This is a genomic window from Streptomyces sp. NBC_01255 (assembly GCF_036226445.1).
GTDB lineage: Bacteria > Actinomycetota > Actinomycetes > Streptomycetales > Streptomycetaceae > Streptomyces.
Genome location: NZ_CP108474.1, coordinates 1,302,411 through 1,315,951, shown reverse-complemented (window position 1 = coordinate 1,315,951; position 13,541 = coordinate 1,302,411). Strand labels below are relative to the sequence as shown.

Sequence of the window (13,541 nt, the reverse complement as noted above, 5' to 3'; positions counted from 1 at the left end):
AGACGACCTTCCCCGAAACCCACAGGTCAGTGAGGTGAAGGCCCATGACCGCGGCTCCTGTGAGCCCCGGATTCTCCACCACTATCCAGGCCCTGCGACTGCGCGAATGGCAGCTTGGTCCGGGCCAGCCCACGCTCGTGATGGACCAATTCTCCGCCAATGACTTTCACGTGGTTGTGGACGACCGGGCCGATGTGCACGTCAGCTCCAAGGACGGACGCTTCTACCTCGGCTGGTATCCGCTCGGTCGCCCCGGTACCGACGGTGAGGGTTGGAAGATCGCCGTCACCGGTACCGCGACGGTGCCCGGCTACAACATTGCCTTCGACACTCAGACGCCGGCCGCCGTTGTGGCCGCCGCCGTGGCCCGTGTGCTGGAGACCTCCCGGCCCCTGTGAGGGCGAGCCTCGAGTCCCCTGTACATCAGGCGGTTCGAGAGTCCACCTGCCCAAAGACACCCGTGAACTCAAGGAGGCTTCCCCCAATTGGAGCGACCGGAGATGACCGTCGGCGACCTCATCGATCGCCTCTCCGCGTGTGATCGCAGCACGCCTTTGCGGTTGGCGATGAACCCGTTCTTCCCCATGGCCCACCGGGCAGCGCAGATCGTCGAAGCCCTGGACGAGAAGCAGAAGCCCGTCGTCTACCTGGCTGAGGGGTGGGACGAGGACAGCCAGCTTGGTCCTCTTCCGCCCAAGGCGGCCGTCGCCCTCACGTGGCAGGCGCCCGTGCTGGCGCCCCCGCGCCGCCCCCGCCGATCTGCTTGCCCGATCGGCGGGCAGTAGCCCCGTGCACAGCTCTTGGAGGCGCACCTGAACCACAACTCCCCGCTCGAACCATCCACCCCGAGCAGCGACCAGTCCCATTACTGGGTCGGCCCCCGCCACCTGGCCGGTGACGACGGACGTCTCTACGACGCCGTCGCGGACACGCTCGCCGGCCTCGCCTGGACGAGTCTCGCGATCGTCCGCGGACGCCAGGAGCCGGACGAGACACCGGAAGACCGGCAGGTCCTGCGCAGCACCGTCCTTCACATCAGCCCCGACACTCTCCGATGGGCGCAATGGGCCCTGACGGACGAGCCGTTCCACCTGGGCGAGCTTCCGGTCGCCTGGCAGGTGTCCGCCCGCGTGGACACCGACAGTCCGCTCGCGCAGTGGTCGGCCTACTTCACGACCGACGTCCCGGGTGAAGTCCTGACAGACTTCCTCGTCGCGCTCGACGCCCGTGAGGAGACCGCCACCGCCTTCGCCGGGCCCGACTCGGTCCTCGACGCCGCCACGGCGCATGGCTGGCTCCGCGACATCGACCAGCCCGACGCAGGGGCGACGGACCCCACCTTCACCTCGCACCTCAGCCTCGGCGAGGTTCCGCCCCTCATTCAGGATGCCGACCCGCGCGCTCTCACTGCTGGGGCCGACGTCGTGGGTCCGGTCGGATGGCAGGCGTGGGCGGAACCCGCTCCAGGGGAGTCCTACCTGTGGGCCGCCTCCTTCAGCGCCAGCGTGCCGCACGACCTCGTCGCGCGCTTCGCCGCCTCGCTCAGCTCCAGTGCCCCGGTCCTACGTGGAGTGCTGCCCGCAAGCACCCAGGACAGGCTCCTTCGCGCCCCTGCCAGCTGAACACCGATGCCTGCCCCTCAGCTCTCGATGGGGAGGCGAGCTACCCGTACGCGTTCCACGAAGCACGGCCCCTGATTCAGATGCCGGGCTTCGTGGTGCGCCGGGCCTCGCGCCGTCCAAGCCCGTTGGGAGTCATTGCGAGGTCAACAGGTCGGTGACGGCCTCCGCCGTCATCAGGTTCTCGCGTGTCAGGTGCTCGGCTATCGCCGAGACGCGGGGCCAGGCAACGGTCAGCGCGACCAGTGCCCGCTGCTGTTGGTACGCCCAGTTCCACGGCGGCAACCCTGGGCCGGGCGGTCCGTAGTCGAGTGCACTCCATCCGCTGCCTGGCACGGTCGCGGTGGCCTCGGCCACCTGCTGGGCAAGCTCCTGGTCGCCGAACCCGCCTACTTCGATTGCCCAACGTCTCTCTGGAGTTAGTTCTCCCTTCGACGTGTTCCAGAGGAGTTCTGCTTGTACCCCGGCAGCCAGAACCATCAGCGTGTCCGAGGCTGACGCTATGTTCAGGGGAACGCTCGCGTTGCGGCCGTGTGCACGGAAGGCACCACACTCGGGACACGGGGGGTCGACGACGACCTCGACGGGCACAGCCGGCACTCCCACGAGGAACCCGGCGACCGCATGCCCCGCCTCGTGTATCGCCGTACTCTCCACGGACTCCTCCGATGAGAAGCCAAGATACGAGGCGAAGCAGCAGCGGTCCTCGGGAATTGGAACGTTAGTGTGGCCTGAGAGGACTGTTCCGTTCATCCGGACGGTGACTGGGTAACTGGGGTAGCCGTCAGTGGCATCCATGCAGAGCAGACCTCACAGCAGACGAGTCGGGGCTGCGACCATACTCAATCCCATTCACGCGCCCGCCCCTTGAGTCAGGACGCCGTCCAATAGCGGGCTCATCGGTACCCGCAGCACGTCTTGCCGGGGCACTGATGAACGAAAAACAGAAGTCAGCGCGGCGCGCTCATCTTGGCGTGCGCCTTCCCGAGGTGCCGGTCGACGAGGGCTGGCGAGCCGGAGATGATCAGCAGCACGGCCCCGGTGCGGACCGCGGTCTGCTTGACGACCGTGGTCCGTCCGCCGACGGAGAAGGTCAGGAGCTGGCTCCACTGCTCGTCGCCGAGCTGGGGGGCTGCTGTTTTTTGCGTCGTGATGTCGATGGCGGTGCTGCCGGTGAGGAGCTGGTACTCGGGGCAGCCGGTCATGGCGTCGAAGATCCGGCCGATGCGGTCCGACAGCTTGTCGGCAGAGTCGCTGTACAGCTCCTCGAACACTTCCGAACCGCCGCCGGCGTAGGTGAAGGACGCCTTCGCCTTGTGGGGGAGGGCGAGCGAGCCGCCGGTGGCAGCCATGCCGCCGAGTTCGTCGAGGGCCGGGCAGCCCAGGACGGTGACGTCGTCGTAGCGGCTGGGCCGTTCGTTCTTGCGGGTGTAGTCGCTGCCGAGGTCGTCTTCGTCGAGCAGGAGCGGCTCCAGCGCCGCCGAGGACAGAAGTGTCTCGTTGTCGGCCCGCGCACTGGTGGGAGCGACGGGTGCGGAGGGAGACGCCGTGGAGCAGAGGGTGGGGTGGGCCCCGTGGAGCTGTGGGAGGGGGTGGAGCAGGCGGGTACGGAGAGGGCCGTGACGGCCGTGAGGCCGAGGATGGAGACGGCGCGAACGCGCATGGGGACCCCGGTGTTGTCGGTGACAGGTCGGACAGTGCGGGCCAGTGGGCCCGATGGGGTCGCAGGGGGAGGGGTCAGTGGCCGAGGTGCCGCAGGCAGTCCTCGAACGAAGCGTGCGTCGCGTCCGCAGGGCCGGCGGCGCGGTTGTACCAGGCGGTGTCGAGGCGAGGCTCGACTTGCTGGTGTCCGGCACGGCAGCGCAGCCAGATCTCGGCGCGAGTGGAGAGGATGAGCCAGTCCCGGTACTCCCCGCACTCTGCGCAGACGACGACCTCATCCTCGATGACGAGGGGTTGAGGCCGGGGCATCATGCGGCCCTCGAGCTGGTCGTGGCTGGGCACTCGGAGATCTGGTGGCAGAAAGTCGTCCGCCGTGGCCGTCGGGCCGGTGGCCGGCCCCATGTCGGCTGCAGTCGGCTGGCAGGAGTCGACGGGCGGCACCTGGACGGCCAGCCACGCCGTGATTCCCGCCTGCTGCTGTATCGCAATGATCACCTGGTCCGTGCGGCGCCGGCGTATCCGGTGAAACACCCGTGGTTCTCCCTCGTCTCGTCGTGCATGCATCATGACCGTGCCACAAGCCCCTGACCAGGTTCTATTCACAGAGCCGATAGTCATTTCTTGCGGCGCGGAGCTCCCGACAGGCCGCGCTCCGATCCCTTCGTACGGTGCGTCAACGTCCCCTCAGCACGACCGGCGGGCACCTGGTCGGTGGTGTCGGCGGGCAGGTCCGCGGAGCGGCGAAGCCGCCACACGAGCACGTCGCTGACCGAATCCGCGCTCGTCAGCTCCCGCCGCCCGGCGGCCTCGGCGAGCAAGGAGGCGGGGTCGTGGCCCGCGGCCTCGGCGTCGCTGAGCGTGGCCGCGAGCGCGTACCAGCCGGGCTCGGCGAGGATCTGCTCGGCCAGTTGTGGCAGCGCCTCGCGCAGCAACGCCGTCTGCCGCTGTTGCACGGTACGGGCGAGATGCCGACCGCGTTTGTAGAGCGCGCCGAGGGGCTGGGTGGCGGCCGCCTCGTACGCGGCTCGCAGGTGCACGGCGGCCTGATGTGCGGCGGCGGCCTGTTGGGCGTGGTTCTTCCTCGCGTGCCAGTGAGCGGCGGCGGTGATCAGGAAGAACAGCATGTCGATGGCCATCGCCGTGGTCGCACCGTCTTCCCCGCGACCGAGGGCAGGGCCGCTGTGGACGAGCTCGCGGGCGGCCTGCCGCAGGGCGCGGTCGCGCCCGCGTTCGGCCCGGACGTGCGAGCGGGAGGCGCGCTCGAACACGAAGGCCGCTTCACGCAGTTCGCTGCGGGTGTGTGCGGCGGAGGTCTTGGCGAGCGCATCGAGTACCTCGCCGGCCGCCGCGATGTGGGCGGCGACGACCCTGTCGTCTCCGCTCTCAACGATGAGCACTGCCTGCCAGGCGGCCGAGGCTGTTTGCCGGCGCGCCGACGCCGGACTGCTTGCCACCGGACGCGTCGACGGCTCCGCGTTCGCGGGCTCGGGGTCGAGAGGACCGGCGGCCCAGCGCTCGCGGACGCGGGGAAGGGACAGGTCCGGAGCGAGCCGAGCACCGGGGTAGAACACCGGCTCGTCTTGGGCGTTGCGGTCGTCGGGGAGCGCGACTTTATACCCGAGCAGGTCCCCGGACGGGGCGACCCGCTTGCGGATCAGCAGGCCGGCGGAAGCCAGCCGGTCGAAGAACTCGGCCTCGCTCGTCGCGCCGGCGATCGCTCGGCGCACGGTCTCGCGCAGTTCCTCCCGCGCGGTGCGATCGCGCCCCTGGCGCTCCGCCTTGTGGCGTTCGGCGCTGGTGGGCAGCTGCGCGGCGGTGCCGTCGCCCTTGTTGAGGCGGCGAAGCCCCAGCTCTACCTCTAGGGCCCGGGCAGCGGCCTGGACGCGGGACGCGTCGTTGTTGAGGTCGGGCTTGTAGCCGTCCTCTCGGACGAGGGTGGCGACGATGTGGATGTGGTCGTCGGCGTGTCGTACCGCTGCCCAACGGCATCCCGCCTCGCCCTGTTCGGGGTCGTCGATTCCTGCGACGGCGACCATGCGGCGGGCGATGGCACCCCACTCCTCGTCCGAGAGGAGCCGGTCCTCGGCCGCGTTGCGGACGGACAGATGCCACACATGCTTCGTCGGTCGCTCGGAGGCATCGATGTTCTCCAAGGGCTGGTCCAGTAGCTGCTGGAGTTGCTTGAGGGTGGCGGTCTCGCGGCGCCCAGGGTCGGGGGCGTTGTCGTCCCAGGACGCGACCAGGTGCGGGTCGGTGTGCTCCTCGTACTTGCCCGGCCCGTACAGGTAGTACAGGAGGCCGAGGGTGCGCTGCCCGCGCTTCTGGATCCTGGGGATCATGCCTGTCGTGTGTTCCTAGTTCTGGGCGAGGAGCCGGTCGGTGGCGTGCTGGACCCGCTGGACGGCCCGTTCGGTGGCCATGAGGACCGCGTCGAGCGAGGGCGGGTGCGCTCCGGCGTTGATCGCGCGGGTGAGCTGGTTCAGGTTGTTGCCGACGTGGCCGAGGTGGCGGCGTGCGGCGAAGACCTCGGCGATGACCTCTCGCTCTCCGGCGACCACGCTGGCAGTTCGGTCGAGGTCGCGAGCGGCGCTGAGGGCGGCACGGGCGAGGAAGCCGGCGACGGTCAGACCGGCGGCGGCAGCGCCGGCGGTCACACGAGCGAGCTCGTCGTCACTGAATCGCGTGTTGCGTACGTGGGGACGCTGGCGGCGCTGGTATTTGCGGCGACGGGTACGGGGTTTCGTCGGCGGGACGAGATCGGGCTCGGCACGCTCTGCGCCCCGTTCCTGTCCTCCTGGCCGCGATCCGCCCTCGGTCGCTGCCTCTTCGTCAGGCGACCCCCGGCGCCGGACGTTCCCCTGCCCCGGAGGGGTGGGGGAACCCTTGGATACTCCGCTCAAGGCGGAGTATCCAAGGGGATAACTTGCTCGCCTCGAGACCGAGTTGTGGTGCGGGCCGGGATCCGGGGTGTGGTCGTTCTCGTACGGGTGCGTCATCGGATTCGGTGCCTCGTGGAGCGGATACGGTGCTTAATCGCGCCGGCCAGCTCGACTACGTCGGCGGGTCCCGCGAGGACAAGGACGGGACCGTCGGGCTCGTGCTGGACGAGCCACTGGCCGGTCGGGGCCTGGATTGCGGCGCGCAGAGGTTGCCGGCGGACGAGCACGTCCGCCCAGGCGCTTGCCTCAGCGGTCGTCGCAGCGGAAGAGCGGCTGTGGGGTGCGTCGATGGGTGATTCTGGAGTGGGCCGGTGGCCCGGCGCGGCGCCGGGCCACCGGATCGGGATGGGGCTGCGAGCTGCGGTTTCGCTGGGTCAACCGCATTCGAGGCAACGCTCGACGTGGCCGCTCAGGGCTCTGGCCATGCGGGTTTTCGCGGAGAGTGCGTGATGCGCACTGGACTTGGCAGATGGCCTGCCGGCGTACCGCTGGGAGTGGGCGCTCAGGAAGCCGATCTCCCGCTCGTACCCCCTGCGGATGACGTCGAAGCGGTGGCAGGTCTTCATCGGTTGGTGCTCCTTGTCGTAGCGCTGCTCTCCGCACTCCGCAGTTGCTGGAGGACGAGGCTGAGTCGTTCGTTCCGGCCGCCCTGGAGGCCCTCGCGGCGGAGGATCTCGCGCAGCTGGACTCGGGTGAGGGTCTCGTTGCCGTCCCGTGCCAGCAGGGCGGGGACGTGAGGCTGAACCTGCTTCACGAGCTGTTCGACAACCGCCTCCAGCTCGCGTGACGGGCGCTGGGTCGGGCGGCTGCGGGTCCGGCCAGCGCCGCTGCCGGAGGACTTGGCCCTGGTGGTCGGCTTTCGCCGACGGGGGATCTCGTGTCCCCGGTCCCCGGGGCCGGTCCCCGACTCGGGGTCGGTCGCTTCCTGGTCCGCGGGGGCGCCCATCCTCGGCCCGGTATGGGCCGGTCCCCGGTCTTCGTTCGTGTCGGTCCCCGGCTCGGAGTCGGTCGGTCCCCGGTCCCGGTGGTTGTTGGTCCCCGGCTCGGTGTCCGTCAGTCCCCGGTCCCCATGGGGGTCGGTCCCCGCTTCCGTGTCGGACAGTTCCCGGTCCCCGATCCGTTCGACGCCGGCGCCCTGGCCGTGGTGTGGCGGGGACCAGGGGGAGGGGAGGGGGACCGTAGCGAGGGTGAGTGCGTGCCGGCGCGCGGCGAGCTGATCGAGGAGTTCGGCCCGCTGTGCTGGATCGGTGCCGACTGCGGAGCGACCGATCGCCTTCGACAGACGCCGTGCGATGCGCCGACCCTGCCAGCCCTGCTGCCGCTGGGGGGTGAGCTCGGCGAGGCGGGTGGCGAGGGTGACTGCGCGGGCCGTGGCTCGGTCACGGGTGATCTTCGCGGCGTCGCGGTCTCGCGCCGCGATGCCGAGGCGGGACAGCAGACGCTCGCGCACCTCTCGTCCCAGGCTGGCGACGAGACTGTGGGAAGCGGCGCCGGGAGTGCGTAGGCGCAGCTCGATACCCATGGCGAGGTGCCAGAGCATTGCGGCCATAATCGGGCCGACGAAGGCCCGGACGGTTCCACCCACCGGCCCGCTCTCGGCGTACGCCGGAATCACCTGGACTCCGGTGATGACCCAGACCAGGGTGCCCGGCAGGCCGGGCGCTCCCTGTGTGGCCAGATTCTGCCTGGCCATCAGGGCGGTTGCGAACAGGGCGAGTTCGGCGGCGGCGAACATGCCCGCGCGTTCGGCGGTCCCGGCCATGTCGAGGTAGTCGGCGGCGAACCGCCAGCTCGTGTCCGCGCTGTAGGCGGTGCAGCCGAGGGCCGCGACAGCCGCGACCTTCACCGCTGGACTGCCGGACCGTCGGACCCGGCGCATGGAGCCCCGGCGCCGCATCCCCCAGCCTGCCAGAGCGAGGGCAGCGGCACCGGGAATGCCGATCGCGAGGAAGAGGGGCAGGTCGGGGATGGCGCCGAAGGACAGGTCGGGGCTCATGCGGCCTTTCCGAGCGAGGTGGTGAGGGAGGCTGTGCGGACCGGCCGGGGCACTGGCTGGACCGTCGCGGGTGAGCTGCTCTCGGGCTTGCGCGTCGTTCGCTTCTTCCGTGACTTCGGCACTCCGTCGTACCGGTCGCGGTCGGCAACGGCGTTGGCGGCCTGAGTCAGTAGGTCGCGGGCATGCTGGTGGCTGACCTGCAGGGCCACGGCAAGGCGGTCTGCGCGCCAGCCTCGGGCGTAGGCGTGATTGACGACGACGTGGCGCTCGGCCGCAGTGAGGTGAACGTCGCGGCCGTGGAAGACGGCGATCACACGGCTGTAGTCGATCCGCTGATGCAGGCCGTCGTGCCAGGGGCGGCGCTCCGACTCGGTCAGGCCGCCCCAGATGCCTTCCTTGAGGCTGTTTTCGAGGGCGTAGTTGAAGCAGTCGCGCACCACTGGGCACTGGGCGCACAGGGCCTTGGCCTCGTCGATGGCCTCGCGGTCCCGGGGCAGCGGGAAGAAGGTGGCGTCGGCGTCGTAGGGGTCCATGCCGTGGCACACGCCGCGCGGGTGCCAGCTGGTGTCGGCGATACCGCGCAAGGAGGTCGTGGGTGCTTCGTGAGAGGTGATGGTGCGCAAGGTGAGTCTCCGAGGTCACTCGCGTCGGCCGGCGGGAGGCGGGGCCGAGGGTGGCCGGACGCGGTAAAGAGGGCGGCTACGGCGCAGGGAGAGGCCGGATCCGACCGGGTCGGGTGGAGGTTGGGGCAGCGGGCATCGCCTCGCCGGGGGCGTCGTACGGCACCTGGTTCGGCGCCTAGGGTGCTGCCGACGGGCGGCTAGGCCGCCATGGCCGGCTGCTGGGCCTTCGTGGTTGCGAGGTCGATTCGGCTGGGGTGCGGCGTGGCGCGCGGGGCGTTGCCGCGTGCGCCACCGTCGGGGCCGACTCGCCGACTCCGGCAGAGCTCGCCCGCCTGGGCCTGGCACCAGCTGCACCGGACACTGAGGTAGTCCGGGTGGCCTTGGGCGATGGCTGCCTCGCGTGCTGCGCGGGCGGGCCGGTAAGGGGCCAGTTCCGTACGGACGGCCGGTGGGATACACGAGCCGATTGCGCGAAGCCGGGTCTCCAGGTCGGGCTGGACTCGGCCGCTGGTGATCTGCTGGTGGGTTGAGGGCGCGGCGGTGCCGATGGCAACGGCATGTCGGCGGCTTGCGAGTTCAGCCCGCCAGGCGGAGACGTTGTCCGGATCCGTGGCCGGCGTCGGGTCGGTGTGCCGGCCGAGGCGGTCGCGCCGGTGAGAGCGCCACTTGCGGGCGACGTCGACTGGGAGGATCGGATACGGAGAGTCGAGGATGTGCGCCCTGATCGCGGCGCGGGCGTCCCACCCGTGCTCTGTGGCCAGGGGCACGTCCGCGAGCAGTTCGTGCCACTGTGCGATCTGATCGCGGGCCTCGCCGGTCTCGGTGCGGATGGTGCGGGGGTCGAGTCGGCCGATGTAGGCCAGGACTGCGGCGACTTCTCGTCGGTCCACGGGGTGCTACTCCGTTCCGGTCGGCTCTTCGAGGGCTGCGAGGAGGGCGGCGGTGTGGGCCTCCGCTCGCGTCATCCGGCCTGCTGGAGCGGGCCCGGCACCGCTGCCTGGCAGCGCATAGAGGTTCGGGCGACCCGAACGCTCCCGGGCGATCCAGGCCCGCCAGTCGGCGGCCCAGGCATCCGCCGAACGGCGTGACCAGGTGGCTCGGTGCGCGCGCCACTTCTCGTCGGCCGCCTGCAGGCCGTGCTCGCCGAGTCGGGCGAGGTGGCCCTCCTGGAGAGCCCAGGTGTGCGATGCGGGGTCGATTTGCCACTCGCCGGCTGTGGTGGGGGCAGCGGAACTGCTGTTCCTACGGTTTACCTTCGGTTCACTACGGTTCTGGGGGTCGGAATCCGTTCCTTCCGAGGGCCGGAATCCGGCCCGTCGGGGGGTCGGATTCCGGCGGGAGGGGTCGGAATCCGTACGTGCCGGGATCCGGGGTGAGGGGTCGGAATCGGTCCCGTTCCTGGGTCGGATTCCGTACCGTCGGAGGGTCGAGAGGTGGAGGGGCCGCTCCGGGTGCGCCTCGTCCGCAGGCAAGGCGGCCATGGGTTCGCCCTGAGACAGGGCCTTGGCCGCGAGAGGCAGACGGTAGACGGTGCTCCGCTGCGGGCCTTCGAGGCCGACGAGCTCCTCCAGCTCGTCCCCGGCCAGGAGCCGGTCCAGAGCCTCCCGCACCGCAGTCCGCGAGGCGTTCGTACGCTTCACGAGGCTGGCCACGGAGGCGAAGGCGACGCATTGCTCGTCGGCGACCCGGTCGCTGATCGAGAGGAGGACCAGACGCGCGGTGCCCTTGCTCTCGCTGCTCTCCCACACCCACTCACGTGCTTCCCCGCTCATCGGCTGCTCCCGTGCGACGGGCGGGAACATGCCGGCAGGCCGGCCGGGCGTCGGTGAGATCCAGGCCGTATGAAGCCCGGCGGGAAGGAGGCGGCCGCGCGGGCCGGTCTCTCGGGCCTTTCGCGCAGGGAAGAGGGCATGCCAGAATCTCCTTTGCAGTGTTGCCGCGCTGGCGCGCCCCGTCGGAAGGGACCAGCGCGGTGATGGCGGGCAATCTCCGCCCTTGCCGGGGCGGGTTTGCGCAGTGAGGCGTCCGGCGTCCGGGAGTTCCAGCTCCTGGACGCCGCCGCTGTTTGAGGACCTATACGGTCCGGTTGCTTCTCACGCTGCTCCTCGTGCTCATTACTCCCGGTGTCGTGGCCGCGGGGACGACGAACATACGCAGGGGCCTCGTCAAGATCCAGACTTGGCTCAAGAACTCTCTACTATTCGCAACGCGCCTGCCGGGATATATGGCCTGCAACGCGACGTGGGCTTGCGCCAGTGATGGAACGGCAGCCACGTGGCCGGTGCCACATTTTCATCCGACCTCTGTGTCACGTGTCACGAACAAGCTGTTGAACTAGCTGTTCAGAAGGATTTAAGCCCTCCCGTAGCGCCTCCGTCAACGAGCCGGACCCAAGGGTGTGACGCGCGTAGAACGGGCGAAGTGAGGAGCCGTCGCTTTCCTTCGCGTGCCCAACTCTGCTGACTCTGCTGGTGATGTGATGGCCCGTTTGATGTGGCGATGGGCGGCAGGAATCGGTAGGGAGGGGGCAGGTGCGTCCCATGCGAAAAAGCGGCAATCTTTTTCCGGTTTTGAAACCGGAAATTAGTTGCCGGTCGAATGCCCGATTCGCCGCGAAGGCGCACTCGTTGTGGTTTATCTGTAAACAACCTCGATTGTGGAAGTGGCGTCCGCCACAGAGGTTCGATCTTGGTCAAGCGGTCCGGAAATGATCACGTACTCTGGAGTAGGGAGATTGAGGGCGGGGTCGGCGCATATTGCGGCGGCCCCTTTTTGGTGCGCCTCGATCTAGGCAATGTCGCCTTCTCGGACAAGTACACGTGTAAATGGAGAGGGGACAGCTCAGATGAGCACGAAGGGGAGCCGGTCCGTCGGTGACGGAGGCGAGAGCCAGGAGACCCCCCTCGGCGCCGCGCAGGGAACACCGACCGCCGGCCAGGTGATGGGATTCGGTGGCCAGCTCCGCGCCTGGCGCAAGGCCGCCGGCCGACGGCGAGGGCGAGTCGTCACTCAGGAAGAGGTCGCCCGGGCGATCCTCAAGTCGGAGCGCTGGTACCGCGACCTGGAGCGAGGGGCCACCGCCCGCCGCTTGGACCGCGAGCAGTGCGACAACCTGGCTGACCTGCTGCAGCTCGACCGCGATGAGCATCACGCCTTGCTCCTGTACAACCAGCTCAACACCGCTGACCCGGACGCCGGCGGCGACTCCCGGGTACGCAGCGCTCTGCGCCTGTTGGTGGACAAGCAGATGCCTGACCCCACCTACCTGTGCGACGCGAAGTGGAACATCCTCGCCTACAACCAAGCCATGGCTGAGTGGTGGCCCTGGGTCATGGAGCCGGGTGCGAACCTCATGCGCTGGGCTCTGACCAGCCAGGAGGCCCGTGTTCAGTACCACGACTGGCACCAGCACGTCGCTGCCTATGTACGCATGCTCAAGTACGCGCTCGCCGGGCACGGCGACGACCCGGAGCTGCTCGGGCTGATCGGCGACGTCTGTAAGGACGCTGACGTGGCGCGCATATGGGAGGGGGACGCCGGCCACTCCGTCAACCGGGACGGGCACGTGTTCAAGATGTCCCTGCCCGCGCTCGGCTGGGAGACCGTCGACGTTGTCTCCCACGTCCTCTACCCGGCGAGTCTGCCCGACTGCCGACTCGTTGTGATCACGTGGTGGAGCGACGAAGGAGACACCGAGACGGACCCGCTTGGCGGGGCGCGCAACGCTTGGGTCGAGAACGCGAATCCTGAGATGCCCACCTCGACGTCGGCGGAGTCCCTTGACGACGCCTCCAGGCGTCGGATCGCCAACTCGCTGACCAAGAGGCCGTCGGTGGTCACGACGGAAGAGGCAGCCGCTCTCGCAGGTGACGACGGAGTCGATCTTCCCGTGCTGAGCGGCATGATCGGCCCCGACACCCGGCTCACCCTCTCTCCGTCGACCCACTCCGTGATCTGGGCCGTCCGGGACGCCGACGGGCAGTGGGGGATCTCCGAGGTCGACGCGTACACCGTCATCGTGCGTGTGCCGCAAGCAGCCATCAACAAGGACGCCAGGAAGGAGATGATGCTGCTGACCCGCACCGTCCTCCCTGCCGAGCCGAAGGAAGCGGTCGACCGGATTCAGCAACTGGTACCGCAGTTGAAGCAGCGTATCCAGCTGCTTGAGGCCATTCGCCGGGACCTGTGGGAAGCCGACAACACCCTGCCGTACGTGTGGGATCCGACCGACGAGCTATGACGGAGCCTTCCGGCTCGGCGCGTTGAGTGCAGCGCACCGAGCCGGAAGCCGGCGGACGAAAGCCGACGCGGCTATGCGCCTTCAGTAGCCCCGGCCGAGGCGGGCAGAAACTTCGCCGCCTTCTTCGCGAGTACGGCGGCGAAGTAGTCCGGGGCGTCGTCAGGACGCATCCGTGCCAGGGCGACCATGCCGGTGATCACGCAGTCGGTGACCTCCTCCTGCACGTCGTCCCAGGTGTGGCTCTGTCCCTTCCTGGGGTTCGTCGCCCGGGCGCCGATGACGGCCTGGGCGGCTTCGCCGACCTCCTCGGAGATCTTCAGGACCTGCAGGGTCCACTGCTCCTCCGGAGTCATGCCGCGCCCGGCGTCGAGCTGGGTGAAGAGCGCGGCAAGCGTGCGGATCGTGTTCCACGGGTCGTTGCTCATCAAGGTTCCTCATATGCGTAGGGGCGGGCTTGCCCGC

Annotated in this window: 15 protein-coding genes; 4 read left to right on the top strand and 11 right to left on the bottom strand. The window is 69.3% G+C overall.

Annotated elements, in window-relative coordinates; translation table 11 throughout:
- Positions 1-44: 44 nt before the first annotated feature.
- The 3 genes from OG357_RS05560 to OG357_RS05550 all read left to right on the top strand — a co-directional run bounded on the left by OG357_RS05560 (position 45) and on the right by OG357_RS05550 (position 1,622).
- A complete protein-coding gene (locus OG357_RS05560) occupies positions 45-398 on the top strand; it encodes a DUF317 domain-containing protein (RefSeq protein ID WP_329620068.1) in 354 nt (117 codons plus the stop codon).
- Positions 399-500: 102 nt separating this feature from the next.
- Positions 501-785, top strand: a complete 285-nt coding sequence (locus tag OG357_RS05555; protein WP_443066632.1) for a hypothetical protein — start codon at positions 501-503, stop codon at positions 783-785.
- Positions 786-800: 15 nt separating this feature from the next.
- Positions 801-1,622: a DUF317 domain-containing protein gene (locus tag OG357_RS05550; protein ID WP_329620066.1), complete on the top strand. Its 822-nt coding sequence runs from the start codon at positions 801-803 to the stop codon at positions 1,620-1,622.
- A 132-nt stretch (positions 1,623-1,754) separates the two neighbouring features.
- Here OG357_RS05550 and OG357_RS05545 read toward each other — a convergent pair whose 3' ends face one another.
- The 10 genes from OG357_RS05545 to OG357_RS05500 form a co-directional block, all read right to left on the bottom strand.
- Positions 1,755-2,417 (bottom strand): hypothetical protein, encoded by a 663-nt coding sequence (locus tag OG357_RS05545; protein ID WP_329620065.1) that lies wholly within the window; start codon positions 2,415-2,417, stop codon positions 1,755-1,757.
- Between the two features lie 152 nt (positions 2,418-2,569).
- On the bottom strand, positions 2,570-2,971 hold the full coding sequence (locus OG357_RS05540) for a hypothetical protein (protein ID WP_329620064.1): 402 nt from the start codon (positions 2,969-2,971) through the stop codon (positions 2,570-2,572).
- A gap of 385 nt (positions 2,972-3,356) precedes the next feature.
- The gene (locus tag OG357_RS05535) at positions 3,357-3,812 is read right to left on the bottom strand and encodes a hypothetical protein (protein ID WP_443066631.1); all 456 of its coding nucleotides are present in this window, start codon (positions 3,810-3,812) and stop codon (positions 3,357-3,359) included.
- Between the two features lie 83 nt (positions 3,813-3,895).
- A complete protein-coding gene (locus OG357_RS05530) occupies positions 3,896-5,620 on the bottom strand; it encodes a relaxase/mobilization nuclease domain-containing protein (RefSeq protein WP_329620063.1) in 1,725 nt (574 codons plus the stop codon).
- A gap of 15 nt (positions 5,621-5,635) precedes the next feature.
- Positions 5,636-6,277: a plasmid mobilization protein gene (locus OG357_RS38800; RefSeq protein WP_435866975.1), complete on the bottom strand. Its 642-nt coding sequence runs from the start codon at positions 6,275-6,277 to the stop codon at positions 5,636-5,638.
- A 317-nt stretch (positions 6,278-6,594) separates the two neighbouring features.
- On the bottom strand, positions 6,595-6,786 hold the full coding sequence (locus OG357_RS05520) for a hypothetical protein (protein ID WP_329620061.1): 192 nt from the start codon (positions 6,784-6,786) through the stop codon (positions 6,595-6,597).
- Positions 6,783-8,216 carry a hypothetical protein gene (locus tag OG357_RS05515; RefSeq protein ID WP_329620060.1) on the bottom strand — a complete coding sequence of 478 codons (1,434 nt, stop codon included), beginning with the start codon at positions 8,214-8,216 and terminating at the stop codon, positions 6,783-6,785. The genes OG357_RS05520 and OG357_RS05515 overlap by 4 nt, the downstream gene beginning before the upstream one ends.
- Complete coding sequence (locus OG357_RS05510) at positions 8,213-8,839, bottom strand: WhiB family transcriptional regulator (RefSeq protein ID WP_329620059.1); 627 nt, start codon at positions 8,837-8,839, stop codon at positions 8,213-8,215. Before OG357_RS05510 ends, OG357_RS05515 begins: the two co-directional genes overlap by 4 nt.
- A 197-nt stretch (positions 8,840-9,036) precedes the next feature.
- On the bottom strand, positions 9,037-9,729 hold the full coding sequence (locus OG357_RS05505) for a zinc finger domain-containing protein (protein WP_329620058.1): 693 nt from the start codon (positions 9,727-9,729) through the stop codon (positions 9,037-9,039).
- A gap of 6 nt (positions 9,730-9,735) precedes the next feature.
- A complete protein-coding gene (locus OG357_RS05500) occupies positions 9,736-10,611 on the bottom strand; it encodes a helix-turn-helix domain-containing protein (RefSeq protein ID WP_329620057.1) in 876 nt (291 codons plus the stop codon).
- Between the two features lie 1,169 nt (positions 10,612-11,780).
- Here OG357_RS05500 and OG357_RS05495 point away from each other — a divergent pair.
- Positions 11,781-13,079, top strand: a complete 1,299-nt coding sequence (locus tag OG357_RS05495) for a helix-turn-helix transcriptional regulator (RefSeq protein ID WP_329620056.1) — start codon at positions 11,781-11,783, stop codon at positions 13,077-13,079.
- A gap of 71 nt (positions 13,080-13,150) precedes the next feature.
- On the opposite strand, the gene OG357_RS05490 is transcribed toward OG357_RS05495, so the two are convergent.
- Positions 13,151-13,504 (bottom strand): MazG-like family protein, encoded by a 354-nt coding sequence (locus OG357_RS05490; protein ID WP_329620055.1) that lies wholly within the window; start codon positions 13,502-13,504, stop codon positions 13,151-13,153.
- Between the last annotated feature and the right edge of the window lie 37 nt (positions 13,505-13,541).